The organism is Pseudomonas sp. CC11G (assembly GCF_056174845.1).
This window is the reverse complement of sequence record NZ_JBWBZC010000001.1, coordinates 197727-221414: the sequence shown is the minus strand read 5'-3', so window position 1 is coordinate 221414 and position 23688 is coordinate 197727. Positions and strand designations below refer to the sequence as shown.

Genomic DNA, 23688 nt, shown 5'->3' with positions numbered 1-23688 from the left:
GAAGGAACCTGCACGAGTCTGGATCCCCGCCTTCGCGGGATGACGAGGTTTTTGGTCAGAACACCGTCATCCCTGCGCAGGCAGGGATCCAGAATTTTCAGATCGCCCACAAAAAAACCGCCCGAAGGCGGCTTCTTGAAAACATCGAACCCTTACAGCTGCGGGCCGGCGTTTTTGATGGCATCAGAAACGTCGAACTTCTTGAAGTTCTCGACGAACTGCTGCGCCAGACCTTTGGCTGCTTCGTCGTAAGCGTTGCCGTCGGTCCAGGTGTTGCGTGGGTTGAGCAGCTTGGTCTCAACGCCAGGTACCGACTTCGGCACGCTGAGGTTGATGATTGGTAGGTGCTCGGTTTCGGTACCGATCAACGCGCCGCTCTGGATCGCTGCAATCACGCCACGGGTGGTGGGGATGTTGAAGCGGTTGCCGACGCCGTAGCCGCCGCCAGTCCAGCCGGTGTTAACCAGGTAGACCTTCGAGCCGAAGCCGCGGATGCGCTTGATCAAAAGCTCAGCGTATTCGCCAGCCGGACGCGGGAAGAACGGTGCGCCGAAGCAGGTGGAGAAGGTCGACTTGATGCCGCCGCCCGAACCCATTTCAGTGGAACCGACCAGTGCGGTGTAACCGGACAGGAAGTGGTAAGCCGCTTGCTCTTCGTTGAGGATCGACACCGGTGGCAGCACGCCAGTCAGGTCGCAGGTCAGGAAGATCACAGCGTTCGGCTCGCCACCGAGGTTTTTCTCGGAGCGCTTCTCGACCAGTTCGATCGGGTAAGCGGCACGGCTGTTCTGGGTCAGGCTGTCGTCGGCGTAGTTCGGCAGACGGGTAACCGGGTCGAGAACAACGTTTTCCAGAACGGCGCCGAACTGAATGGCTTTCCAGATAACCGGCTCGTTCTTCTGCGACAGGTCGATGCACTTGGCGTAGCAGCCGCCTTCGATGTTGAACACGCTGCCCACGCCCCAGCCGTGCTCGTCGTCACCGATCAGGTAACGGCTTTCATCGGCCGACAGAGTGGTTTTACCGGTGCCCGACAGACCGAAGAACAGGGTCACGTCGCCTTCTTCACCAATGTTGGCGGCGCAGTGCATTGGCAGCACGTCGACGGCCGGCAGCAGGAAGTTCTGTACCGAGAACATGGCTTTCTTCATTTCGCCGGCGTAGCGCATGCCTGCGATCAGCACTTTCTTGGCGGCGAAGTTGAGGATCACGCAACCGTCGGAGTTGGTGCCGTCACGCTCAGGCTCGCATTCGAACTGTGGAACGTTCAGCACTTGCCACTCGGTTTTAGTGCTCGGGTTGTACGCGGCCGGTTCAATGAACAGGCAGCGGCCGAACAGGTTGTGCCAGGCGTAGGTGGTGGTCATTTTCACCGGCAGGTAGTGGGCAGGATCTGCGCCTACATGCACGTGCGAAACGAAGCGGTCGCTGGCCTCGGCGAACGCGGAAACGCGCTCCCACAGGGCGTCGAACTTGTCAGCGGGGAACTTGCGGTTGATCGGGCCCCAGGCGATGGCAGCGGAAGTGCCTGGCTCGTCAACGATAAAACGGTCGATCGGCGAACGACCGGTGCGGTGGCCAGTGCGGACAACCAGCGAGCCGTTGGCGGCAAGTTCGCCTTCGCCGCGACGAATGGACTCTTCGACCAGTTGTGCGGCGCTAATGTCGGTGTAAACGGCGTTATTGGCTTGCGTCATATGGGGTCCCCGTCGGCCTCGAGCCGAGCCTCCAAACGTTTTGTAGTAACGATCAAAAAACTACTACATATAAAAAAGTGGCCGGATTATGCCAGAAAGCACAATTCAGGTGCAGCCTCTGATCATTTTCACTGGGCGCTGAACGCCCTGCATTATCAGTGCCGAGTATCGGAGGGGGATTTCACCCCGCCACCGGCGAACAACTGCGCCACATCCGCCGCATCGAACGCATACCGCTCGTTGCAGAACTGGCAGTCGATAACGATGCTGCCACCGCTTTCCACCAGCAGTGCTTCGGCATCCGGCTCACCCAGGCTGACCAGCGCGTTGGCCGAGCGGTCCCGCGAACAGCTGCATTTGAATTGCAACGGTTGCGGCTCGAACAGGCGCAGGGTTTCCTCGTGGTAGAGGCGGTGCAGCAAGGTCTGGTTGTCCAGCCCCAACTGTTCTTCGGCACTCAAGGTGTCGGCAAGCACGGTGACGTGCTGCCAACTGGCCGCGCGTTCTTCCGCGTCGGTGATGCGCTCGGCCGGCAGTTGCTGCAAAAGCAGGCCACGGGCACGGCGTCCATCGGCGTTGAGCCAGAAGCGCGTCGGCAGTTGCTCAGATGTAGCGAAGTAGTCAGACAGGCATTCCGACAAATTGATTCCGTCGAGGCCAACAATCCCTTGATAACGCTGCCCTTTAGTGGGGTCGACGATCAATGTCAGCACACCTTCGGGCATCAGCTCACGCAGGCCGGCGTCGGCGGTCACTTGTTCTTCGTGGTAGCGAGCGATGCCGCGGATTTCGCGGTTACTCGAGCATTCCACCATCAGCAGCGGCACGGCGCCGGAGCTGCGCGCCTGCAGAATCAGCAGGCCATCGAACTTCATGGTGCCTACCAGCAGCGCGGCGGCTGCCAGCAGTTCGCCGAGCAATTGCGCCACGGGTTCCGGGTAGGGGTGTTTGGCCAGCACATGGGCGTAGCTCTCACCGAGGGACACCAGCTCGCCGCGCACATCGCTGTCGTCGAACATAAAGCGTTGGGAAAAATCAGACATAGCGGATTCGCAACCTTTGCCAGGGCCGGCGATTTTATGCGCAAAGGCAGCGGCGACCAAGCGAGTCTTCTCTATCGCCGACGCGGGTACCTTCTATAAGCGCCGGGCTATAAGCCGCGGTCGCCACGGAACTGGAATAGCTGACGGCGCTGCTTCTTGCTCGGCCGGCCATCGGTTTCCACGCCAAGGCTGCCGGCTTTGCGCTGGGCGGCAGCCGCTTCACGGCGGGTGATGCTGTCGGCGGTCTCGCTGTACAACAGCTGTGCTTCTGGCGCACCACGGCGCACGGCCGACAATGCCTGCACCAGCACCGTGCGTTCGTCGAAGCCGATGCGAATCTGCAACTCATCGCCTACTTTCGGCTCCTTGCCCGGCTTGCAGCGCTCGCCCCGGCAATGCACCTTGCCACCTTCTATGGCCTCTTTGGCCTGGGCACGCGTCTTGAAGAAGCGCGCTGCCCACAGCCATTTATCCAGGCGTACTTTGTTGTCGTCTTCGTGCTCTTTCATGAACGGCCTTTTCGTTTCGTGACGCTTTAACTCTAACCAAACATCGGCGGATGCGGTTGTCATACTGCGCAGCTAGAATCCGGTGACCTTTTGCGGACAGTACCTTTTGAAGACGTTCGATCACCTTACCGTCGTCGGCCTGAAAGAATGGATCGCCCTGCCGGACCTCGGTGTGGCGGGCCTGCGCGCCAAGATCGACACGGGCGCCAGCACGTCCAGCCTGCATGCCACCGACATCGTCGAGTTCCAGCGCGACGGTCAACCGTGGGTTCGCTTCACCGCGCACCTGGGCACGCTGGTGCAACTGCGCCATCGGCACTGCGAAGCGCCGCTCGTAGCAGTTAAAACCATTAAGAGCTCCAACGGTCACACCCAAAGCCGTTACGTGATCCGTACCAGCCTGGCCCTCGGTGACCGGGTTTGGCAGGTGGAATTCACCCTGGCCTGTCGCAAGTCCATGCGTTATCGCTTGTTGCTCGGTTCCAAAGCCCTGGTCGATGGCCACCTGGTGGTCAACCCGGGGCTTCGTTATGTCCAGGACAAACCGTGTTTCCCACCTCATCCACTTCCACAGGTGCTGCATGAAGATTGCTGTGCTGTCGCGTAACCCGCGTCTGTATTCCACCCGCCGTCTGGTCGAAGCCGGCGAAGCGCGTGGGCATGAAATGGTAGTGATCGACACCCTGCGCGCCTATATGAACATCGCCAGCCACAAGCCGCAGATCCACTACCGCGGCAAACCGCTGGAAGGCTTCGATGCGGTGATTCCACGCATCGGCGCCTCGGTCACCTTCTACGGCTGCGCGGTGCTGCGCCAGTTCGAAATGATGGGTGTGTTCCCGCTGAACGAATCGGTGGCCATTGCCCGCTCGCGGGACAAACTGCGCTCGCTGCAACTGCTCTCGCGTCGCGGCATCGGCCTGCCGGTGACCGGCTTTGCCCACTCGCCGGACGACATTCCCGACCTGATCCAGATGGTCAACGGCGCCCCGCTGGTGATCAAGGTGCTCGAAGGCACCCAAGGCATCGGCGTGGTGCTGTGCGAAACAGAGAAGGCGGCCGAGTCAGTGATCGAGGCGTTTATGGGCCTCAAGCAAAACATCATGGTGCAGGAATATATAAAGGAAGCCGGCGGCGCCGACATTCGCTGCTTCGTGGTGGGCGACAAGGTAATTGCCTCAATGAAGCGTCAGGCCAAACCCGGAGAATTCCGCTCCAACCTGCACCGTGGCGGCACGGCGAGCCTGATCAAGATCACCCCGGAAGAACGTATGACCGCCATTCGCGCGGCCAAGGTGATGGGGTTGTCGGTGGCCGGCGTGGATATCCTGCGCTCCAACCACGGCCCGCTGGTGATGGAAGTGAACTCCTCGCCAGGCCTGGAAGGCATTGAAGTGACCACCGGCAAGGATGTGGGCAGCATCATCATTCAGCACCTAGAAAAGAACGGTGGGCCGAATATGGTGCGCACCAAAGGCAAGGGCTGATTAATCTGCGCAACGTTTGGCTTACCACTTCCTCCGCCCCTACGTCCGTCATCCCCGCGCAGGCGGGGATGACGGTGGGCGTCAAAAAACGTACGGCACAAACATCTTCGTACGCTGCATATAGTCGCGATACGCCTCGCCAAAAAACGCCGTGCACTCAGCCTCATCCCGCTTGGCCGCCAGGTACAAAAACACACTCGCCCCCAGCGCCAGCACCACGGTCAGCACGCCCGGCTGTTTGAAAAGATGCCCCAGTTCAGCAACTGCAACGAGCAGAACAGCGGGTGGCGAATCAGGGAATAGATGCCTTCGGTCACCAGCTGCGACGTACGTTCAAACGCATACAACTCTTCATCGGTACGCTGCTGCGCATTCGGCCGACCATCGCGGCGCAGCTGATACACGCCGAGCCCCAGCACCACCAGCGACAGAAACAGCAGCGTCCACGACACCTCCTGATGCCACGAATAGCGCTCGAAAAACCACACCGGCGCATTCAGCACCAGCAGCGCGAGCATCAGCTCCCAGGCCCAGAACCGGTAAAACCCATGGGACTGCGGATGGCTCATGGCCCGCCAGGAAATTCCCACCAGCACGCCTGATCCCAGAGCGAACGCCAGCCACTGTTGCCACATACCCTTCTCCTTTTATCGCGACCCGCGAAACAGGCCCGCCGCACGCGCTGCGCCCCTTACGGGCCCTCTGTTACACTGCCGGCCTTCGAAAATTCCTACCCGGCACGCAATGGATCGCACCGAATTGCATACGCTGCTGCCCCATCAGGGCAACGCCCTCTGGCTGGACTGCCTGCTTGAGCACGACGCCCAGCGCATTCAGGGCCTGAGTGGCTGGCAGCATCTCGCCGCGTTCGGCAATAACGCCTCGCCTTGCCTGCTTTTCGAAGCCGCCGCTCAGCTCTGTGCCGCGCATGGTGCCTTATACGGCGACGACAGTGCCATTGAAATGGCCCTGGTCGGCAAGCTCTCCCAGCTGCAGTTGCACCATGAACCGGCCGAGCGCAATGGCGCGTTGTTGGTCGCCGCCACGCAGGAAGCGCTAAGCCCGGCCGGCGCTCTGTACGCCTTTACCATTCACGCGCAAAACCAATTATTGCTGGACGGCAAACTGCTGCTGGTGCTCGTCCGTGCTTGAGCTGCGCAACCTCGGTTACCGCTACCCGGGCAGCGACCGCGCGGCCTTGCAGGGCATCAACTTGCACCTGCGCGCCGGCCAATGCCTGGGCCTGCTGGGCAGTAACGGCGCCGGCAAAACCACCCTGCTCTCGCTGCTCAGTAATGTGCTCGCCCCGCAGAGCGGCGAACTGCTGTGGGAGGGCCCGCGCAGCCTCGCCCTGGTCCCGCAGCAACTGGCCTTTTATGCCGGGCTGAAGGTGGGCGAAAACCTCAACCTGTTTGCCGACCTGTATCGCCTGCGCGGTGCCGAGCGCCGTGAGCGCCTGGCGCTGTGCATCGACTGCACGGGCCTGGCGGACAAACTGCAACGGCGCGCCGAGAGCCTGTCTGGCGGCGAACAACGGCGCCTGAACTTCGCCATCGGTTTGCTGCAACCGGCGCAGCTCTATCTATTCGACGAAGCCACGGTCGGCGTCGACGCGCAAAGCCGGCAACTGCTGCTGGCCGCCGTCGAACAACTGACCGCCAGCGGTAAAGCGGTGATCTACACCAGCCATTACCTGGAAGAAGTCGAGCGCGTGGCCCAGCGCATTCTGCTGCTGCATGAAGGTCAGGTGCGCCTGGACCTCGACACCACGCAACTGCTCGGCGCCGACCACGGCCTGCTGCTGGAATGGCCCGAGCAGATTCCCGCCGGCTTCGACGCCCTCTTGGCCAACCTCCAATTGAGCGCCGAAATATTGCCCAAGGGCATGCGCATCGCCGCCTTGAATGGCGAGCAACTGGCGGCCATCAGTGCGTTTGTCGGCACGCAAAATCCGCTGCCCACGCTGATGCGTTTCGGCCGGCCCTCGCTGGAACAACTCTACCTGCGCCTCAACGGAGGCCAGTTATGAGACTGCTCGCCCTGATGCGCAAAGAAGGCCTGCTGCTGGTTCGCGACCCCCATGCGCTGGCCGTGCTGTTTATCATGCCGGCGCTGTTTCTGCTGCTGATGGCCGGCGCGATGTCGAGCTATATGCAGGACCGTTTGCCGCCGCTGCAGCTGAGCCTCGACGTGCCGCAGCACAGCGAAGCCAGCGACTTTTTCCGCGCCGCGTTGCAGGCGCAATTGCCCGATAGCCAGATAGACAACGGCGCCAACCGGGCCACCGTGCGTCTACCCGCCGACTTCTCCGACACCCTGCTGGCCACGCCGCACCAGGGCCCGACGCTGAGTTTTCCGGCGCAGTTCGATCGCCTGTCCCGTCAGCGGCTGCACAGTGCGGTCAGCATCGCCCTGGCCCAGACGCGGCTGCTTGCCTACCTGCAAGACAGCGGCGCGCTGGACCCGCAACTGAGCGCCGCCGAGCGTCTGGAACTGATTCAGCAACGTACGCAAAGCCAGATCGACGAGCAGCAGCAACTGGCCAACGGCGACCTTAGTGGCCAGGCCAACGCCACGCAAATGAGCGTGCCGGCCTGGCTGATCTTCGGCATGTTTTTCGTGGTGCTGCCCATGGCTGGCGGATTTCAGCGAGAACAGCAAAGCGGCACCTTGCTGCGCCTGCGTTGCCTGGGCCTGAGTTTGCGCACCCTGGTGCTGAGCAAAGTGCTGCCGTATATGGCGCTCAATCTGCTGCAGTTCGCCTTGCTGCTGGCGCTTGGTGTCTACGGCTTGCCCGCGCTGGGCCTGGAGCCGCTGAGCTTGCCGGGCAATCCGTTTGCCTACGGCGTACTGGCGATCAGCATCGCGCTCACCACCAGTTGCCTCGGCTTGCTGCTCGCCGCCGTGGCGCGCAGTGCAGAGCAGGCACTATTACTCGGTGGCGGCATCAATATCCTGCTGGCGGCCATCGGCGGGATCATGGTGCCCAAAAGCGTAATGCCGGCGGCCATGGCCCAACTGGCTGAAGTGTCTCCCATGAGCTGGGCGCTGGACGCCTTTCTCACCCTGCTGGTGGGCCACGGCTCACTGGCCGATATCGCGCCCTACTGCCTACGCCTGTTGCTGCTTGCAGCCGTGCTGGGGAGCCTGGGGTTGTTTCTGTTCAAGCAGCGAGTGCAGCACACGCAATGGACCACACATTATTAGAACAACAGCTCAAGCAGCTGCTGATCCGCGAATGCGACAAGGAAGACGATATCGACTGGCAGAGCATCGCCGACGACGAACCGCTGTTCGGCCCCAAGAGCCGCATTCAGATGGACAGCCTCGACGCCCTGCAGGTCTCCCTCGCGCTGCAACAGCATTACGGCGTGCGCATTGAAGGGGCCAAAGACGGCCGGCGCATCCTCAATACCATCGCCACCATCGCCGCGTTTATCAGGCAGTCGCAGTGACTCCGGTGTACCTGCAACGCGGGGCCCTGCACTGCGCGTTGGGCGCTGACCTGGCGAGCGCGAGCCGTGCCTTGGGCGACAGTCGCAAGGCCCAGGGGCGCACGTTTCTCCTGCACGAATTGCAGCAACCGCGAACCTACCTGGACGTAGTCGGCCCCACGCAAACCCTCGACGCCCGACTGGATCAACTGCTGCGCGAAACCCTAGGCGCCGAGCACGGGCCGCTGGCTGACTGCGCGTTGATCGTCGCCAGCACCAGCCTGGATATCCTCGAACTGGAAGCCCGCGCCGCCGCGCAGGGGCAGTTCTTGCCGGATGACTCCACATCGCTCGACCGCATCGCTGAGCAACTGCGCGAGCGCTGGGGTTTTGCCGATGCCTTCACCCTGAACACCGCCTGCACCAGCGCGGCCAACGGCCTGCTGTATGGCGCGCGCTTGCTCGGCAATGGCCCGATTACCCGCGTGGTGTTGCTGGCCTACGAAACGCCCAGCGCCGTGGCCATGCAGGGTTTTGGCGCGCTGGACCTGCTCAGCCCCAGCGGCCACTACCGCCCCTTTCACCCCGAGCGCGACGGTCTGGTGCTGGGCGAAACCTACGCCGCCGCCCTGCTCTCGCTCGAACCCGGCGCCGCGCCGCTGGCCCGCTTGCTCGGCGGTTTTAGCGCCTGCGACACCAGCAGCCTGACCACCACCCGCGAAGACGGCAGGCATATCGACTGGGTGATGCAGCAAGCCCTGAAAAGCGCTGAACGCAGCGCCGCCGACGTGGCGCTGGTGAAGCTGCACGGCACCGCCACCCAAGCCAACGATGTTGCCGAACGCAACGGCATGCTCAGCCTGTACGGCGAGAACATGCCGGCGCTGTGCGTACTCAAACCCTGGCTCGGCCACACCCTCGGCGCCTGCGGTTTGAGCGAAACCCTGTTGCTGATGCAGGCCCTGCAACAGCAGCAGTTGCCCGGGCTGGATTACGCCGCCGAGGCTAGTCTGCCATTAAGCAGCGAGCCTGTTGAACTGCCCGACGGCGCCGTGCTGCTGGCCAACTTCTTCGGCTTTGGCGGCAACAACGCCAGCCTGGTATGGCAGTGCGTAGGAGGTGCGCGATGAAGGTTATTGCCGCCAGTGAAATCCGTGGCTCGGCCAGCACCAGCGATAAAGACCTGAAAGCGGCGCTCAGCCAATGGCTCAGCAACCCGCCACGGCGTATCGACCGGCTGATTTTTCAGGCCCTGCTTGGTGCTGCTGCTTTGAAGGAACACGTACGCAGCGACTGCGGCCTGTACCTCGCCTCCCGCCACCCGGCGCGGCCGACCATGATCGCCTTGCTGGACGCCGTGTGCGTGCAGCACAAACAGCCCAAGCCCTTCGAGTTTGTGAACAGCGTGAGCAATGCCGCAGGGTTTCATGTGGCGCAGCAGTTGGGGCTGGAGGGGCCGAATCTGTTTATCGGTGCCGGGCCGCGGGTGTGGTCGCAATTGCTTGGGTTGGCGCGGGTGGATCTGCAGGCGGGGGTGATCAGCCAGGCGTTGTTGCTGGTGGTGGATGAGAGTGGGGAGTTTTGTGTGCAGGGGGTGTTGGTGGAGGGGGATGGTGGTTTGTCTGCCAACAGCTTTGGCGAACTGAGCGCGTGCGTTCAGGTGCAACAGCTCGCTCTGAAATAACGCGCTCTCCTGCTGAATTCTGGATTCCCGCCTGCGCGGGAATGACGGAGATTTTTCTGCAAGACCACCGTCATTCCCGCGTAGGCGGCGGTCCGACGATTCGGAATCCAGAATCTCGAATTGAAGCGCGCAAGGTTCAGCCAGCATCAATTGCTTTTTAACTTTTACGCTTGGCCCAGGCGCCTAACTCTTTCATCAACCCCCGCTCCTGCAACGCGATCCCCCGCAACGCATCCGCAATCGGCGCAAAATTTGGCGCTTCGGTTTTACTCCGGCTGGCTCGCACACAAGCCGACGCAAACTGCCGCCAGTTATCCCCAATCGCCGTCAGTTGCACGGACGCCTCTTTCAAGTTGGCGTCGCCCAGCTTCTCCCCCGCTTCCTGCAAAAAGCTGGCGTACATAAACCGGAAGCCTGCACCGCCGGTGCCAATTTCTTCCTGCATGCGCACGATATGGGTGAGGTACAGGCGGTTGTATTTCACCTGCGCCGGGTCGAGCTGTTCCACTTTGCTGGCCAGGTGCTGAATGCCGCGAATGCCGATCCACGGCAGCGGCATGCCGTCGAGAATGCGCGTGGTCGACAGCACGCTCTGGCGGATCAGCTTGTTCCAGTCCTGCGCAAGCGGCACATCGTCGAGCCAGTACATCAGGCCCTTGGCGGCCAACGCGCCTTTGGCGAAGCGGGCTTTTTGCAGGTCTTCGCTGGCGCAGCGCACGGGCTCTTCGAACACTGGGTCGCTGATCAGGTAGTCGTTGCCTTCACGGCCATAGGCCAACAGGTTGTGGGCGTTGAAGTGAAAGCGCATTTCGGGCGGAAAATACGGCAGCCAGAACACCGAACTCTGCAGGCCGGCCAGACGACCGCTATCCAGCGCCGCGTCGAGGGCCAGGCGGCCTTGTTCGGGTTTGCCGAAGGTTTGCGTGTGCAGCTTGGCGCCCAGGCGTTTGCTCAGGGTTTTGATCAGGTGCTTGGGCGGCATGCGGTAGGCGATCAGGGGCATGCCGCTGAGTTTGACGATGGGCAGGTAGGCAAACGCCAGACCGGAAGCCAAGCCAAAAGCCATCGGCTCGCTCATCGGCAACCCGGCATGGGTCAGCAGGCTGGCCATCACGCCGCTTTCGCAGTGGGCGCTCTGGCGGTGTTGGAAACTGCTCATGCCTTGTCCTTGTTCTGGTATTGGGTCAGGTCGGCCAGCGGCAACCCGAACGCTTCGGCGTATCGGCCAAGAATGGCGGCCGACAAACGCTGATAAATGGCCGGGCGAAAGTGCCGGCGAATACGCCATTGCCACAGCCCGGTGATTTGCGCGAGCGCGGGCTCGTCCAGGCGGTAGCGGTACATCAGAAATTTCAGCGGCGACAGTTCACCGCGCTGCCAGGCGGCATTGGCTTCGGCAGCCAGGTCTTCAAGCTCTTGCACCGCCAGTTGTGTGGAGTAGGCCTCGGGTTCCCAGCCGTCGCTTTGCGAGCCTTGGTAGTGGCCGTCGGCATCCACCGCATACACCAGCTTACTGTGCCCGCCGTAGGTGGAGCTGTGGTCTTGCGGCACGTCATCAAGCTTCATCGCCAACCACCGTCAGATGCATAAAGGCACTGGAAAAACGCCCGCTCTCGGGCACGTAGCAGAGCAGGCGTTGACCGCTGTGCAGGCGGCCTCCGTTGAACAGTTCTTCGAGCATGATGAAGATCGACGCGGCGCCGGTATTGCCCTTGCTGGTGAGGTTGGTAAACCAACGCTCCTGGGGAATCGGCAGGTCGGCGTTGCGCAGGCCAACGGCCAGACGCTCGCGGAAGAATTCCGAGGAATAGTGCGGCAGAAACAGATCGATCGCGTCGGCGTGCAAGGTGCGCTTGGACATGATCCGTTGCAGCGCCTGCTCCACGGTGAATTTGACGATGTTGTCGTTGAGCAGTTTGACGTTTTGCTTGATCGCCATCACCGAATTACGGCCGCGCTCGTCGGCGGTATAGCGGCTCCAGCCTTTGAGCTGGCCGCCTTCCATGTCGGCGCCGGCGTACATGCAGGCCGGCATCTGGTCGGCGAACGAATAGATATCCAGCCAGTCGATACGCAGGCTCAGGCCTTTGGCATTCGGTTGTTTTTGCAGCAAGACGGCACCGGCGCCGTCGGAAAGCATCCAGCGCAGAAAGTCTTTTTCGAAGGCAATTTCCGGGTGGGTTTCCAGCTCGTCGACGCGGCTTTCGTATTCGGCGTTGAAGTTCTTCGCCTGCATCAGCACCGAAGCCACTTCCGAACCGCACGCCACGGCGTTCTGGCTTTCGCCACTGGCCACGCTGAGCCAGGCGTATTTCAGCGCCGTCATGCCGCACAAACAGATGCCGACGGTGGACACCACTTCGCACGGCGGGTTGCCGAGTTCGCCGTGCACCATCACTGCGTGGTTGGGCATCACCTGGTCGGGCGAGGAGCTGCTGGCCACCAGGCAGTCGAGCTGGTCCAGCTCAAAACCATTGCCGGCCAGACCACGAATGGCTTCGGCGCTGACCTGGGCGTTGGTCATGCTCGGCTCGCCGGTGGCGGGGTCAATCACGTAGTGGCGGTTCTGAATGCCGTTGCTGCGCAGCACCAGCTTACGGGCCCGCGAGGGGCGCGCACCGACCAGCCCCAGACGGCCTTCCATGCTGTCGTTGTCGACTGGGTCATGGGGCAGAAAGGCGCTGATGCGGTTGATAAATACGGGTTGAACCACGGTACTTCCTTTTCGAGTCACTTCAGAACGCGCAGCGCACAGCCTGCGCGCTCATCACTCACCGGACGGACCGGCAAAGTAAGCTTTCTGCCGCTGGGTACGGGCTTTGAACACCGGCGCCAGCAGCTTCTTCAGAACGGCGCCAAGCGGCACCACGGTAATGATCAGACACAGCAGAAACGCCACATACACCACCAGCCCCAGACCGCGACGCAGGCTTTGCTGCGGGCCGATAAACGCCAGCAGCCGGCTCCACAACTGGAAGCTGCGGTTGCCGACGGTTTCGCTGCCGATCAGTTTTTCATCCACGCGCACCGCGCCCAGGCCTTGCAGCATGGGCTCGGTAAGCGGCAAATCATCGGCGCTCAAGCGCTGCGCAATGGCGTCGCCAAAACGGCTAGAGGCGGTGATTTCCGTCTCTTCGATGCCGGCACGCGGCACCCAGCTGTAGGGTTTTTGCCGGCCGGTAAACATCCACAGCGGGGTGGACAGAAAACTCGCGGCGGTGCCGCAGGCATCGGTCAGCGCGACGTTGTCGAGCAGCCGTGCGCCGAGTTCGTTCAGGCGGGTTTTGAGTTTTTCCTGAGCCATCAGCCACATATTGCGGCAGCCGATCACTGTCACCACCGGCGTATCGCGCAACAGCTGTGCAGCTTCAGGCGAGGCGAGAAAACTGGTGATGGGCAAGGACGGCGTAAGGAACCACACCTGGTAAGCCAGGATGATCAAGTCGTAGCGTTTTTGCGGATCGACCGCCAAGGGTTTCAGCGGCTGCGGGCGCATCAGCACGGTCTCGGGAAAGATCCGGAAAAAGCTGAGAAACGGCCAGGGAAAGGGGTAAGGTTGCGCAGGTTCGATGGCCAAAAAGTCCACCTGAATATCATCGCGCTGCTGCAGCGGGCCGCACACGGCATGAACCAGCCGGCTCAACTGCCCTGTTTGTGAATAGTGAACCACCAACACCTGACGCATAGCGCGCGCAATCCTTGCAACACAAAAGTGCCGGAATTATGCCACACAGAAATCATCACTCTGTAACCCAGCTGGCCAGAACTGCCGGCTTGTTCCTGTTACTCGTCGGGGCACAGGCCGTGGCGGGCGACATTGTGGTCAAGATCGACGGCGTTCAGGCCGAGGGGGAATTGGGGCTGGCGTTGGTGTTCGCCGACCAGCAAACCTGGCCGCAAACGCCGCTGCGCGAAGTGCACGGCAGCGAGCACACCATACGCCTGCGCAACCTGCCGCCGGGGCGGTATGCATTGCAGTTGTATCAGGACAGCAATGGCAACGGTGAGCTGGACTTAAGCCCGCGCGGCGTGCCGTTGGAGCCGGTGGGGTTTTCCAACAACCCCGCCCTGCTCACGGGAAAGCCGACGCCGTTGAAGTGCGGGTTCGAGCATGGGACGGGCGATACCGAAGTGCAAATCAAGCTGCAGTCACCCAAAGCGAAGCGCTGACACGTAGGATGGGTAGAGCCAGAGGCGAAACCCATCGTTTCGCCGATTCAGCATGGGTTTCGCTACGCTCGCCCAGGCGGCCCCACCCATCCTACGGTCCTTGCCGCTTATTTCTTGATCGACCCATCCGGCGTACGCCAGATCAACTCGCCGGTGTCGTAGTTCTGACCCTTGGCAACCTCTAGCAATTTTTCCTTCATGCCAGGCTTCAGCTCAGGCGTGCGCGACAACAACCACAGGTACTCGTGGTTAGGGCTGCCGACCAACGCGGTTTGGTAGTCGTCGTCCAGGTACAGCACCCAGTACTCGCCCTTGACGACACCCGGCAGCAAATCGCTCACCCAGTTATCGAAGGTGACCCACAGTTTGTCGGTCTTGCCTTCCACCTGCGGCACCGCCTCGCCTTTGGCTTCCTGCCACTTGCCTTCCAGGGTACGGCAGCGGTTCAGCACGCCCACTTTGCCATCGGCCTGCAAGGTGTAATGGGCTTCGGATTGCGCGCAGTCGCGCTGGAAGAACATCGGCAACCGCGCCGCCTCGTACCAGGTGCCCTGATAGCGTTCGAGGTCGACTTTATCCACGGTTTTCGGTGGCACCGGCCCGGTGCCGGAATTGGCGCAGCCGCTCATCATTAGTGCGGCACATAACGTCAGGTAAAAACGCATAAGCGAGCTCCCTTATTTCAGGCCATGACCGGCGAATACCACCACTTTCTCGCCGGCGTATTGAATGCTGATGTAGGTTTCTTTATCGCCCCAGGTGCAGCTGGACAGGCCAATGGCGCCTGAGCAATCGGTGGGCGTGCCGAGCAGTTGTTCGACTTCGGCTTTGCTCATGCCGACGCTGATTTTCGAGTAGTTGTCCTGATTGATCTTGCTGCACGCGGTGATCAGCACGCAGAACGACAAGAGCAGGATGCGACGCAGGGTCATGGAAGAACTCCAAGGCAGGGAAAGGATAGACAGGCGACTGGCAACTGCCTGCTTGGACGTTAAAAGCCGGAACCGGGTTCCTTGAGATAGGAAATTTCCTCAGCCGTACTCTCACGGCCAAGTGCCTGATTACGGTGGGGAAAACGACCAAAACGGACGATCACACGCTGGTGACGTTCAGCGTAGTCGAGGGTATTGGTGAAGTAGTCGCGGTCTTCTTCGCTCACCTGTTCGAGCAAGCCGGCAAACAGCTCGACGGCCAGGTTCTGGCTGGCGAGGTTTTCGCTGTGTTCCAGCACCAGGTACACGAAGGTTTGCTCCAGTGGCGCCAGCGCTTGTTCCCAGCCGGCGGCGAGGCCACGGGCTACGAGTTGCTGGGCACGGAGGTCGCCGGAATAGGCGAAGGGAGTGTCCCTGTAAATCATGCGGGGCAGTTGGTCGAGCAAGAGAATCAGCGCCAGCCAACCCTCGGCGGTCTCGGTCCAGTCTTCCAGTTCACCCGCCAGCGCCTGGCGCACCAGGGGTGCGAAGTGCTCGCGGGCGTAGTCGTCCTGGCTATCTTGCTTGCCGAACCACAGGCCGTTCTGCGCGCTCGCCACCTCGGCCGCCGTTTCGCCGGAACCAAACCACCAGTCCAGCAACGGCTGCCAAGGGGCGCTCATGCCTTAACCCTGGTGGTAGGCAGAAACGCGGTCGACTTCTTCCTTCGAACCCAGGTACACCGCCACACGCTGGTGCAACGAGGTCGGCTGGATATCGAGAATGCGCTGCACGCCGTTGGTAGACACGCCACCGGCCTGCTCGACGATAAAGGACATCGGGTTGGCTTCGTACATCAGGCGCAGCTTGCCCGGCTTGCTCGGCTCACGCGAATCACGCGGGTACATGAACAGACCGCCACGGGTAAGAATGCGGTGTACGTCGGCAACCATGGCCGCGACCCAACGCATGTTGTAGTCCTTGCCCAGCGGGCCTTCCTTACCGGCCAACAGCTCATCCACGTAGCGGCTGACTGGCGCTTCCCAGTGACGCGAGTTGGACATGTTGATGGCGAATTCAGCGGTGGTTTCCGGAATGCGGATGTCGTCGTGGGTCAGTACGAAGCTGCCCAGCTCGCGGTCCAGGGTGAAGCCTTTCACGCCGTTGCCCAAGGTCAGCACCAGCATGGTTTGCGGGCCGTAGATGGCGTAACCGGCACACACTTGTTTGGTGCCTGGTTGCAGGAATGCCTGCTCGTCGAGGCTGTCGTTCTGGCTCAGGTATTCGTCCGGGCAACGCAGTACCGAGAAGATGGTACCGACCGAGACGTTGACGTCGATGTTCGACGAACCATCCAGTGGGTCGAATACCAGCAGGTAGGCGCCTTTCGGGTATTTGCCGGGGATCTGGTAGGCGTTGTCCATTTCTTCGGACGCCATACCGGCCAGGTGGCCGCCCCATTCGTTGGCTTCGAGCAGAATCTCGTTGGAGATCACGTCGAGCTTCTTCTGCACTTCGCCCTGCACGTTTCGGTGCCCATGCTGCCCAGTACGCCACCCAGGGCGCCTTTGGATACCGCGTGGCTGATCTCCTTGCAGGCACGCGCGACCACTTCAATCAGGAAGCGCAGATCGGCGGGAGTGTTGTTGCTTCGGGTCTGCTCGATCAAGTAGCGGCTGAGGGTAACGCGGGACATGGAGTGCTCCAGAGGGTTTGAAATCCCGCGCAGTTTAGCGCGAGTCTGCCTGCAATTCCTCCTGTCAGACCCAGGGGCTGTCAGGAGAGTTCAGTACACACCTAGGACAAGTCCTTGGACGACGCAGTATCCATGCCACAAACCTTGTTACGGCCGCTACGTTTCGCTTCGTAGAGCGCCGCATCGGCGATCTGCAACAGGTCTTCGAGGAACTCGCCCTGGGCCGGCCAACAGGCCATACCGGCCGACAAGGTGACCTTTTGCGGGCCATTGCGAGTAACGATCGGGGTGATCGCCAATTGCAGGCAGATGCGCTCCAGGCGCTGGCGCGCTTCTTCTGGGCCGACGCCGGGCAGAATCAGCAGGAATTCTTCGCCGCCAATACGAAACACCGCATCGGTGCTGCGCAAGGCGTCGCTGAGCAATTGCGCGACCAGCACCAGCACGTCGTCGCCGACCAGGTGGCCATGGGCGTCGTTCAGCGCCTTGAAGTGGTCGAGGTCGATCAGCGCCAGGGCCAGCGGTTTTTTCTCGCGCTGGGAACGGGCCAATTCGCGGTCGAAAAATTCGTCGAGGTAGCGGCGGTTGTAGAGGCCGGTCAGCGGGTCGCGCAGCGCTTGCTCCTGCAACCGCTCGTGCAGGCTGGAGATAGTGCGCAGACGGTCTTCGCTCACCGCCAGCGCCTCGGCCAGCTTGCGTTCGCTCAGATGACGCTGGGTGACATCGCGCAAATACAGCATCTGCCCGAGCAACGAGGTGCCATTGCGGGTGGCACGTTCGATGGCGCGGCAACTCACTTCGAAATAACGCTCCGGGTCTTCCAGGGTCAACAACCGGTCGTTGTTGGCACTCAGCGGTTGCTGCAACAACGCTTCAAGCGCCGCGCCATACACCGGCCACTCACTCAGCGGCACGCCTTGCCACTGCCCGGTTTTATCGGCCAGGCGGCAGGCAGCGGGGTTGGCTTCGAGCACACGGTGCTGGGTGTCGACCACCAGCACCGGGTCGAGCAACTCCTGCAGCAGCAGATGGCGCGCCACCGGCAACAGGTCGAACAGCCGCACGCCGACGATCAGCCAGGAAAACGCCAACAAGGTGAAGGCAAAGCAGAAGGGCGTGGGGTCGAAGCCGAACAGCTGCACATTCCAGAACACGTACGACAGGTTGGCGCCCCAGGGCAACAAGGTCACCACCACAAAACCCAGATAATGCCGGCGGTGCACGCCGCTGCTGAGCACTGCGGCCTTGATCACCACGGCCAAACAGAACAGCACAAACGCGTATTCGTAGATGGCCGTGGCGTAGAACAGCGGGCCGTGGCGGTAGTTGACCGGGGCGCCTGGCAGGTCGGAAACCGGCGCCGAATCGAAGGTGTAGAACAGGCCGTGCCAGGGGTTGCTCAGCGCCAGCAGCCAGACCACCACCGGCACGGCGGCAAACACCGCGATCTGGCTGAGCGGCAGCGGCTTGCGTTCGCTGTTGACGTACTGCCAGAGAAACACCGCCCAGAACGTCGGCAACCCGACGATGCCGGGCCAGGCCATGCTGGCCCAGAACATTTTGCAGCTGCTGCCTTGCGCGGCCATTTCCAGGCTGGCGGCTACCAGCCACCAGAAGCTGGCCATATGCAGCAGAAAGAAACTGTCGCGGCCGGGGAAGCCGCGCTGGCGAGTAACCCAATGGGCAAGCATCAGCACACCGACGCATACCAATACGGTAAACACCAACGGCATGCTTAACGCCCAACCCGAGTTACTGCAAAGGCTCATGACGCGATACCTACCGTCCAAGAGCCGACGCCCGAACCGGGGAGCTCTCTGCGGGATACTTCAGGAAAGTGGTGGACCGGCGCGGCCGGAAGGGCCCCATGCCAGCATTGGCGCGAACGCGCAACGATACGCCATCTGGGGCGAAAAACTAAAGATCTTCTGCGTAACGACGTGGATCGCCTGGTGCGCGTTGGGCCGCGCACCAATACGCAAATTACGACTTCTGCGCGCGCAACAAACTCAACGCCATGCCCACCAACAACGCGACACCGACCAACAGCACGGCCCACAGGCCATAACGCTGCCAGTCAACACTGGCCGCCGTTGTTGCTGTCGCAGCCGTCGGCGCAACCACCACCGCCTCCCCTGCCTTGGCCACGCCCAGCTTGGCCAGACGCTTGTCGTCGTAGCCGGGAATCAGCGTAGTCAGCGGCAAGCTGTTGGCCTTGCCATTGGCATTGCCCAACGCCAGCACATACGGCGGCGTACCGCGCGCCAGGAACACCAACTGGGTTGAGCGCAATCCGACCCGTACCGTCGGCGCACCTTTACCCAAACCGCCGCCACGGGGATCGACCTGCAACCGCAAGTGCTGCACCCACTGCCCCGGCAGCTGCAGCTCGTCATGCACCACATCCTTGCCGTTTTCCGGCAGGCGATACAGCAGGCCCCGCGCCAACGGCTGCCAGTTGTCTTTGCTGTCACGCCGCGCACTGACGCTAACCGGCGCCAGGGTGTTGGCCTGGGCCAATTCCACCCGCAGCAATTCCAGCGGTAACGGCACCGGCAGATCCAGGCTGTATTCGCCGTCTTTTACCAACGTGGTGGACAAGCTGTCCGACCAGGACAACGGCGCCGGCACGCTGCTCTGCGAGGTGCTGAACAACTCGGCGCTGATCAGCACCGGCGCCTTTTGCGGCGCTAGCCACAGCAAGCGCAGATAGCGCGCGCGTTGACCGGGCAAGGTGGTGTCGCGTTGTTCCAGGCGCTCGTCCGCAAAGGCCAGGCGGGCGATCTGGCCGTCATCCCAGCGCGACCAGGTTTGCAGGTCGTCGCTGGCTTCGATGGAGAAACGCTGGAAGCCGTCTTGTTCGGAAGTCCAGTCCAGGCTCAGTTTGTTCAGCGGCGCATCGATGGCGCTGGCATCCAGCAGCCAGCCGCGCAGCACTTGTTGTTTGTCGGTTGAGGTCGCCGCTTGCGGGCCGACTTCGACGATGGTGCCGGCGGTGGTGCGTTCAACCCTTACACTCGGCGCACCGGCTGGCGCATCGACGGCGCTGTACAGCGGGAACCACTTCACTGCCGAGGCAGTGCTGGTTTCGCTTTGCTCGGCGCTGCCCAGCGTCAGGGCGTAAGCCTGGGCCTCGCCTTCGGCGTTGAACACGCGCATATCGCGCAGGTCGCCAAAGTGCGCGGCCAGGCGCAGAGCCATGGGCACTTCCAGGCGGTACCAAGGGCCTTCGCCAGTCAGCGTCAGCGGCACCTGGGTGCGGTAATCCGCGCGCTCTTCAGCCACCGCGCCGCCCGCTGCCAAGGCGATAGCTGCTGCCACCACCACGCGGCGCAGGGCCGCCCGAGAAAACTCCGCACTCATAAACTGGCCTGCTCTTTTTCAGCTTCAGACTCCGCATGCCGAGGCGGCAGCGGCGCGAAATAACCCACGATCAACAACAGCACGCCCACGCCGATAAACGACACGATGCGCTCCAGCCCGCCGCGGTTGCCCAGTTCAACGAAGAACAGCTTGGCCACCACCACGGCAATCAGCGCGGCGCCCACCAGCCAGATTTCGCGGCGGCTACGCAGGTGGCCGAAAATCATCAGGGCCAGGGCGATCAGGGTCCAGACAATCGACAACCCGGCCTGCACCAGCATCGACTCCAGCAGCAGATCCAACTGGTACGGCACGCCGCCCCAATGGTGCGCGGCACGGAATACCAACGCGGTAAACAGGGCAAACAGCGACGCCCCGGCGATCACCTGCGGCAGCCAGCCCAGGCGCTCGCCATCCGGCATATGCGGCAGCGCGTTATGTAGCCAGCGGCATACACCGAACAGGGCGAACAGCATGCCCAGCTCCAGTGGGTTGATCAGCGGCACATACGGCAGCGGCTCGGCATTGCCGTCGCTGGCGATATTGGCCAGCCAGAACCAACCAAGCATCAGCACCGCCAACGGCAGCGCGGCGTACAGCCGGTACTCGCGGCCATAAGCACGCACCGGCCACGGCCAGTCGCGCTTTGAGGCCATGGCCAGCAGGTAGATGCTCGGCAACACCGCCCAACCCAGCCAACGCCAGGCGTTGTAGTGGTCGGACAGCACGTAGAGCAAATAACGCAGTTCCAGCGCCAGCACGCCAATCATCAGCCAGCAACCCAACACGTGGGCCGCGCTTAGGGCGTTGGCCGGTAGCAAGGTGGCCAGGCGCCGCGACGACCACAGGTGCACAGCGAAGACCAGTCCCCAGCCCAGCCAGCCGAAACGCGCGGCCGGGTGGTAGTCCACCTGCCAGGCATACAGCAAAGCCACGCCGGCGGCCGGCACCAGCAGCGGGCACAGCAAGGCCAGCGCTTGCCAGTTCTCCCGCGCGGCCAGCCAGGCCCAGAGCGCCACGCTGGCGGCGGCGACGATCAGCAGCAGCGGTACCTGCAACGTCGGTTCGGCAAAGCGCAGCACTTCACTGACCGCCGCCAACACCCACCAGCCGGCGCCCCACACCACGAGCAATTGCGAGAGGCGCTCCAGGCTCAGCGAGCCCATGGTGTCGTTGTCATTACGCGCCGCGCGCATCAGGCGCCAGGCACCGACAAGGGCAGCCAGCGCCAGGGTCGCCGGCGTCCAGAAACCAGCATGGGCCAATGGCCGTAGCCCTTCGCTGCTAAGCGGGCCCAGCAACAGCGGGCTAGCGGCGAGGAAGGCAATGCCGCCCAAAGCTTGCAGCAGCAACCCAAAAACAAAACTGGCGCGCTGTTGCAGGTGCAGGCTCAGCCAGACGATCAGCAACCCACTGCCCGCCCACACCGCGCTGGCGGTTTGCCAAGGCAGCACGAACAGTACCGCCAGGTTGATAAACACCAGGCCCACCAGCAGCACCAGCGACAGCCCGCGCATCAACCGCGCATCGCTGCGCACCTGGCTGTCACGCGCCGCCACCAGCATGCCGCCGATCAGCGCCAGGCCGATCAGGGATGCCACCACCAGGCCACGCCAGCCTGCGCTGAACACGCCACTTTCATCGCCGGTTGCACCGCGTAGTTGCAGCAGGAACAACGCACCGCCCACCAACTGCACACCGAAGGCGGTAAACAGGAAGCTGCGCGAATGAATACGCAAGCCGACAAACAAGGTCGCCAGCCCGGCCAGCGCCCAGCAGATGGCCGTGGCTTCGGCTTGCAGATGGAGCGGCGCAAGCAGGTACAGGAAGCTCAGGCCCAATACGGCCAATACCGGCAGGCCACGACGCTCCCAGTCTTTGGCTTGCTCGGGTGTGGCCTTGCGCAGTTGGTAGTGGCTGAACAGCAAGGCGACGCCGAGCATCAACGCACCTAGCCAGGAGCCGTCGAGCAGCGTGTGCTCGCCACTGTGCAGATCCACCAGGAACGCAATCGCCGCGCCCAGTTGCAGAAGCATGGCAAAGGCGCGGGCCAGTGGCCGCTGTTGACGCAGGCCGAGCCAGAAAATGCCGGCGCCTTCCACGGCCCAGGCGGCGGAGGTCCAACGGGCATCCAGGCCCAGGGGAATGGCCAGCGAGCCGAAGATCACCCCCAGCGCCATGCAGGTTTCCACCAGCAGCAACGCGCGGCCCGGCGCACGGCCGACCAGCACGCGGGCAATCAGCATATACAGCAGGCCCATGGCCAAGGCACTGAAAGCGGCGGCGAATTCGAGGTGCTGCACCAGCGCGAACTGCAAGCCAAAACCCACCAGCGGCGGACCGAACAGCATGGTGCCGTCCACATAGTCGCCCTGGCGGCGTGACCAACTGAGCAGCGCCTCGCGGCTGTCGTCAGCCGGGCCGTCGCTCAGCTCGCGCAATTTGCGCCGGGCGAACAGCAGACCGATGGCCACATACATCAGGAAGAACACCACCAGAAATGGCTCGGTGCTCCACAACAGCTCCGGTGTGTACGACCGCGCGCCCCAGGCAAAGCCGATACCGAAGGTGCCGACAAAACCGATCAGGTTCAGCGGGCGCCAAGCCTTGAACCAGGCGATGGCCAGAATGCCGCTGTTCAGCAGGATGAAATAGGAGAACAACGCGACATGGTTGCCGCTGCCGGTGGAGGTCAGAATCGGCGCGGCAAAACCGCCGAGCGCGGCGACGGCAGCCAGGGCCATGGCGTTCTGGGTGACGGCGAGAATGGCTGAGCAGATCGTCACGACCACCAACAGGCTTAGCGCCATGGTCGGGTCGAGCAACGGATGCAGGCGGAACGCGGCGAAGGTGGTCAGGTACAGCACGGCGATACCGGTGCCCTGCAGCATCAACGCGTAGTTTGGATTTTTGTGGCGCAGCCACCAGCCCAGCGCCAGCAAGGCCACGGCGCTTGCCGCTACCCCGGCGTAACGCACTTGAATCGGCACCACCATGCCTTCGGTGGCATAGCGCAGTAAAAAGGCCAGGCCGAGGAACAACAGCACCACGCCGATACGCAGCACGGTGTTGCCGCCGAACAGCCAGTTTTTCGCCGCACTGAAACCGCGCTCGAACAGGTTGGGTTCGCGTGGCGTTGGCGGCGCGGGCGGCTGGCGGGGTGGTTGCGGGGCTGCGGGCTCGCGGGTCCAGTCGTCCACGACCTGGAATGGCGCGGCGGCGACCGGCGTTGGCGGCGTGGACAGCAACTCGGGCGGCAACTCGAACACCAGACCGGGTTCATCGGTCGCGACGGTAATGGGTTCAGGTTCGAAGTCGAGGGTGAAGTCCAGCTCATCGACTGTGGCGGCGGGCGTTTCGGCAACCACGACCGGCGCCGGTGAAGGCTCGGGGGCGGCGCCACTGGCCAGGCGCTCTTCCAACTGTGCCAGGCGTGCGCTGACGGCACTGGTGCCGCGCTCGAAGCGGTCGGCAAAGCCGGTCAGCTTGGTTTGCAGCTCTTCGTTGCGCAGCTGCAGATTGCGCAGTTGCAGCCATTGGCCGACGGCAAACCCCAGCAGGGCACCGAGTAAACCGTCCGTGATCGACTCATCGAGCGAAACGCCGATAAGCAGACCCACCAGCATGAAAATCCATTGCATGCAGCGCTTCCTAGTCAGGCGAGGTGCCAGCCAATGACAGCCCCTACAGCGGC

24 protein-coding genes and 1 pseudogene are annotated in these 23688 nt (G+C 62.4%); 9 read left to right on the top strand and 16 right to left on the bottom strand.

Annotated features, from left to right (window positions below; genetic code table 11):
• Nucleotides 1-152 precede the first annotated feature (152 nt).
• From AC0V2S_RS01085 to AC0V2S_RS01075, 3 genes are all read right to left on the bottom strand, one after another.
• The gene (locus AC0V2S_RS01085) at nucleotides 153-1697 is read right to left on the bottom strand and encodes a phosphoenolpyruvate carboxykinase (RefSeq protein ID WP_475508123.1); all 1545 of its coding nucleotides are present in this window, start codon (nucleotides 1695-1697) and stop codon (nucleotides 153-155) included.
• A gap of 155 nt (nucleotides 1698-1852) precedes the next feature.
• Nucleotides 1853-2740 carry an Hsp33 family molecular chaperone HslO gene (gene hslO / locus AC0V2S_RS01080; protein ID WP_475508122.1) on the bottom strand — a complete coding sequence of 296 codons (888 nt, stop codon included), beginning with the start codon at nucleotides 2738-2740 and terminating at the stop codon, nucleotides 1853-1855.
• A 107-nt stretch (nucleotides 2741-2847) separates the two neighbouring features.
• Nucleotides 2848-3249, bottom strand: coding sequence for an RNA-binding S4 domain-containing protein (locus tag AC0V2S_RS01075; RefSeq protein ID WP_475508121.1), 402 nt, complete (start codon nucleotides 3247-3249; stop codon nucleotides 2848-2850).
• Between the two features lie 106 nt (nucleotides 3250-3355).
• Here AC0V2S_RS01075 and rimB point away from each other — a divergent pair, with 106 nt between their 5' ends.
• Together rimB and rimK are read left to right on the top strand one after the other, a co-directional pair.
• Complete coding sequence (rimB, locus tag AC0V2S_RS01070; protein ID WP_475508120.1) at nucleotides 3356-3856, top strand: retropepsin-like aspartic endopeptidase RimB; 501 nt, start codon at nucleotides 3356-3358, stop codon at nucleotides 3854-3856.
• Nucleotides 3831-4736, top strand: coding sequence for a 30S ribosomal protein S6--L-glutamate ligase (gene rimK, locus AC0V2S_RS01065; RefSeq protein WP_108096487.1), 906 nt, complete (start codon nucleotides 3831-3833; stop codon nucleotides 4734-4736). Before rimB ends, rimK begins: the two co-directional genes overlap by 26 nt.
• An 81-nt stretch (nucleotides 4737-4817) precedes the next feature.
• Here rimK and AC0V2S_RS01060 read toward each other — a convergent pair whose 3' ends face one another.
• On the bottom strand, nucleotides 4818-4964 hold the full coding sequence (locus tag AC0V2S_RS01060; protein ID WP_475508119.1) for a hypothetical protein: 147 nt from the start codon (nucleotides 4962-4964) through the stop codon (nucleotides 4818-4820).
• Nucleotides 4958-5371: a hypothetical protein gene (locus AC0V2S_RS01055; protein WP_475508118.1), complete on the bottom strand. Its 414-nt coding sequence runs from the start codon at nucleotides 5369-5371 to the stop codon at nucleotides 4958-4960. Before AC0V2S_RS01055 ends, AC0V2S_RS01060 begins: the two co-directional genes overlap by 7 nt.
• Before the next feature lie 109 nt (nucleotides 5372-5480).
• Between AC0V2S_RS01055 and AC0V2S_RS01050 the strand changes: the two genes are divergently transcribed.
• The 6 genes from AC0V2S_RS01050 to AC0V2S_RS01025 are packed head-to-tail and all read left to right on the top strand — an operon-like array spanning nucleotide 5481 to nucleotide 9854.
• Nucleotides 5481-5888: a beta-hydroxyacyl-ACP dehydratase gene (locus AC0V2S_RS01050; RefSeq protein WP_475508117.1), complete on the top strand. Its 408-nt coding sequence runs from the start codon at nucleotides 5481-5483 to the stop codon at nucleotides 5886-5888.
• Entirely contained in the window at nucleotides 5881-6765 is an 885-nt protein-coding gene (locus AC0V2S_RS01045) for an ABC transporter ATP-binding protein (protein WP_475508116.1), read from the top strand. Before AC0V2S_RS01050 ends, AC0V2S_RS01045 begins: the two co-directional genes overlap by 8 nt.
• Entirely contained in the window at nucleotides 6762-7943 is a 1182-nt protein-coding gene (locus tag AC0V2S_RS01040) for an ABC transporter permease (RefSeq protein ID WP_475508115.1), read from the top strand. The genes AC0V2S_RS01045 and AC0V2S_RS01040 overlap by 4 nt, the downstream gene beginning before the upstream one ends.
• Nucleotides 7925-8191: an acyl carrier protein gene (locus AC0V2S_RS01035; RefSeq protein ID WP_475508114.1), complete on the top strand. Its 267-nt coding sequence runs from the start codon at nucleotides 7925-7927 to the stop codon at nucleotides 8189-8191. The genes AC0V2S_RS01040 and AC0V2S_RS01035 overlap by 19 nt, the downstream gene beginning before the upstream one ends.
• On the top strand, nucleotides 8188-9300 hold the full coding sequence (locus AC0V2S_RS01030; protein ID WP_475508113.1) for a beta-ketoacyl synthase N-terminal-like domain-containing protein: 1113 nt from the start codon (nucleotides 8188-8190) through the stop codon (nucleotides 9298-9300). Before AC0V2S_RS01035 ends, AC0V2S_RS01030 begins: the two co-directional genes overlap by 4 nt.
• A complete protein-coding gene (locus AC0V2S_RS01025) occupies nucleotides 9297-9854 on the top strand; it encodes a hypothetical protein (RefSeq protein ID WP_475508112.1) in 558 nt (185 codons plus the stop codon). Before AC0V2S_RS01030 ends, AC0V2S_RS01025 begins: the two co-directional genes overlap by 4 nt.
• A gap of 157 nt (nucleotides 9855-10011) precedes the next feature.
• Here AC0V2S_RS01025 and darH read toward each other — a convergent pair whose 3' ends face one another.
• The 4 genes from darH to AC0V2S_RS01005 are packed head-to-tail and all read right to left on the bottom strand — an operon-like array spanning nucleotide 10012 to nucleotide 13539.
• The gene (gene darH, locus AC0V2S_RS01020) at nucleotides 10012-11013 is read right to left on the bottom strand and encodes a BtrH-related acyltransferase DarH (protein ID WP_475508111.1); all 1002 of its coding nucleotides are present in this window, start codon (nucleotides 11011-11013) and stop codon (nucleotides 10012-10014) included.
• Nucleotides 11010-11420: a DarG family dialkylresorcinol biosynthesis protein gene (locus tag AC0V2S_RS01015; protein WP_475508110.1), complete on the bottom strand. Its 411-nt coding sequence runs from the start codon at nucleotides 11418-11420 to the stop codon at nucleotides 11010-11012. The genes darH and AC0V2S_RS01015 overlap by 4 nt, the downstream gene beginning before the upstream one ends.
• Entirely contained in the window at nucleotides 11410-12567 is a 1158-nt protein-coding gene (locus AC0V2S_RS01010) for a beta-ketoacyl-ACP synthase III (protein WP_475508109.1), read from the bottom strand. Before AC0V2S_RS01010 ends, AC0V2S_RS01015 begins: the two co-directional genes overlap by 11 nt.
• A gap of 54 nt (nucleotides 12568-12621) precedes the next feature.
• Complete coding sequence (locus AC0V2S_RS01005; RefSeq protein WP_475508108.1) at nucleotides 12622-13539, bottom strand: dialkylrecorsinol condensing enzyme; 918 nt, start codon at nucleotides 13537-13539, stop codon at nucleotides 12622-12624.
• A gap of 89 nt (nucleotides 13540-13628) precedes the next feature.
• On the opposite strand from AC0V2S_RS01005, the gene AC0V2S_RS01000 reads away from it, so the two are divergent.
• Nucleotides 13629-14024 carry a DUF2141 domain-containing protein gene (locus AC0V2S_RS01000; protein ID WP_475508107.1) on the top strand — a complete coding sequence of 132 codons (396 nt, stop codon included), beginning with the start codon at nucleotides 13629-13631 and terminating at the stop codon, nucleotides 14022-14024.
• Nucleotides 14025-14131: 107 nt separating this feature from the next.
• On the opposite strand, the gene AC0V2S_RS00995 is transcribed toward AC0V2S_RS01000, so the two are convergent.
• From AC0V2S_RS00995 to AC0V2S_RS00965, 7 genes and pseudogenes are all read right to left on the bottom strand, one after another.
• On the bottom strand, nucleotides 14132-14689 hold the full coding sequence (locus AC0V2S_RS00995) for a lipocalin family protein (RefSeq protein ID WP_475508106.1): 558 nt from the start codon (nucleotides 14687-14689) through the stop codon (nucleotides 14132-14134).
• A gap of 12 nt (nucleotides 14690-14701) precedes the next feature.
• Nucleotides 14702-14956 carry an outer membrane protein assembly factor BamE domain-containing protein gene (gene bamE, locus AC0V2S_RS00990; RefSeq protein WP_475508105.1) on the bottom strand — a complete coding sequence of 85 codons (255 nt, stop codon included), beginning with the start codon at nucleotides 14954-14956 and terminating at the stop codon, nucleotides 14702-14704.
• Nucleotides 14957-15015: 59 nt separating this feature from the next.
• A complete protein-coding gene (locus AC0V2S_RS00985; RefSeq protein WP_475508104.1) occupies nucleotides 15016-15618 on the bottom strand; it encodes a DUF924 family protein in 603 nt (200 codons plus the stop codon).
• Nucleotides 15619-15621: 3 nt separating this feature from the next.
• A pseudogene (locus tag AC0V2S_RS00980) lies at nucleotides 15622-16631 on the bottom strand (class 1 fructose-bisphosphatase).
• Nucleotides 16632-16732: 101 nt separating this feature from the next.
• Nucleotides 16733-18400: a histidine kinase N-terminal 7TM domain-containing diguanylate cyclase gene (locus AC0V2S_RS00975; protein ID WP_475508103.1), complete on the bottom strand. Its 1668-nt coding sequence runs from the start codon at nucleotides 18398-18400 to the stop codon at nucleotides 16733-16735.
• 214 nt (nucleotides 18401-18614) lie between these two features.
• A complete protein-coding gene (locus AC0V2S_RS00970) occupies nucleotides 18615-19994 on the bottom strand; it encodes a DUF3999 domain-containing protein (RefSeq protein WP_475508102.1) in 1380 nt (459 codons plus the stop codon).
• Nucleotides 19991-23635: a DUF2339 domain-containing protein gene (locus AC0V2S_RS00965; protein ID WP_475508101.1), complete on the bottom strand. Its 3645-nt coding sequence runs from the start codon at nucleotides 23633-23635 to the stop codon at nucleotides 19991-19993. The genes AC0V2S_RS00970 and AC0V2S_RS00965 overlap by 4 nt, the downstream gene beginning before the upstream one ends.
• Nucleotides 23636-23688: the final 53 nt, after the last annotated feature.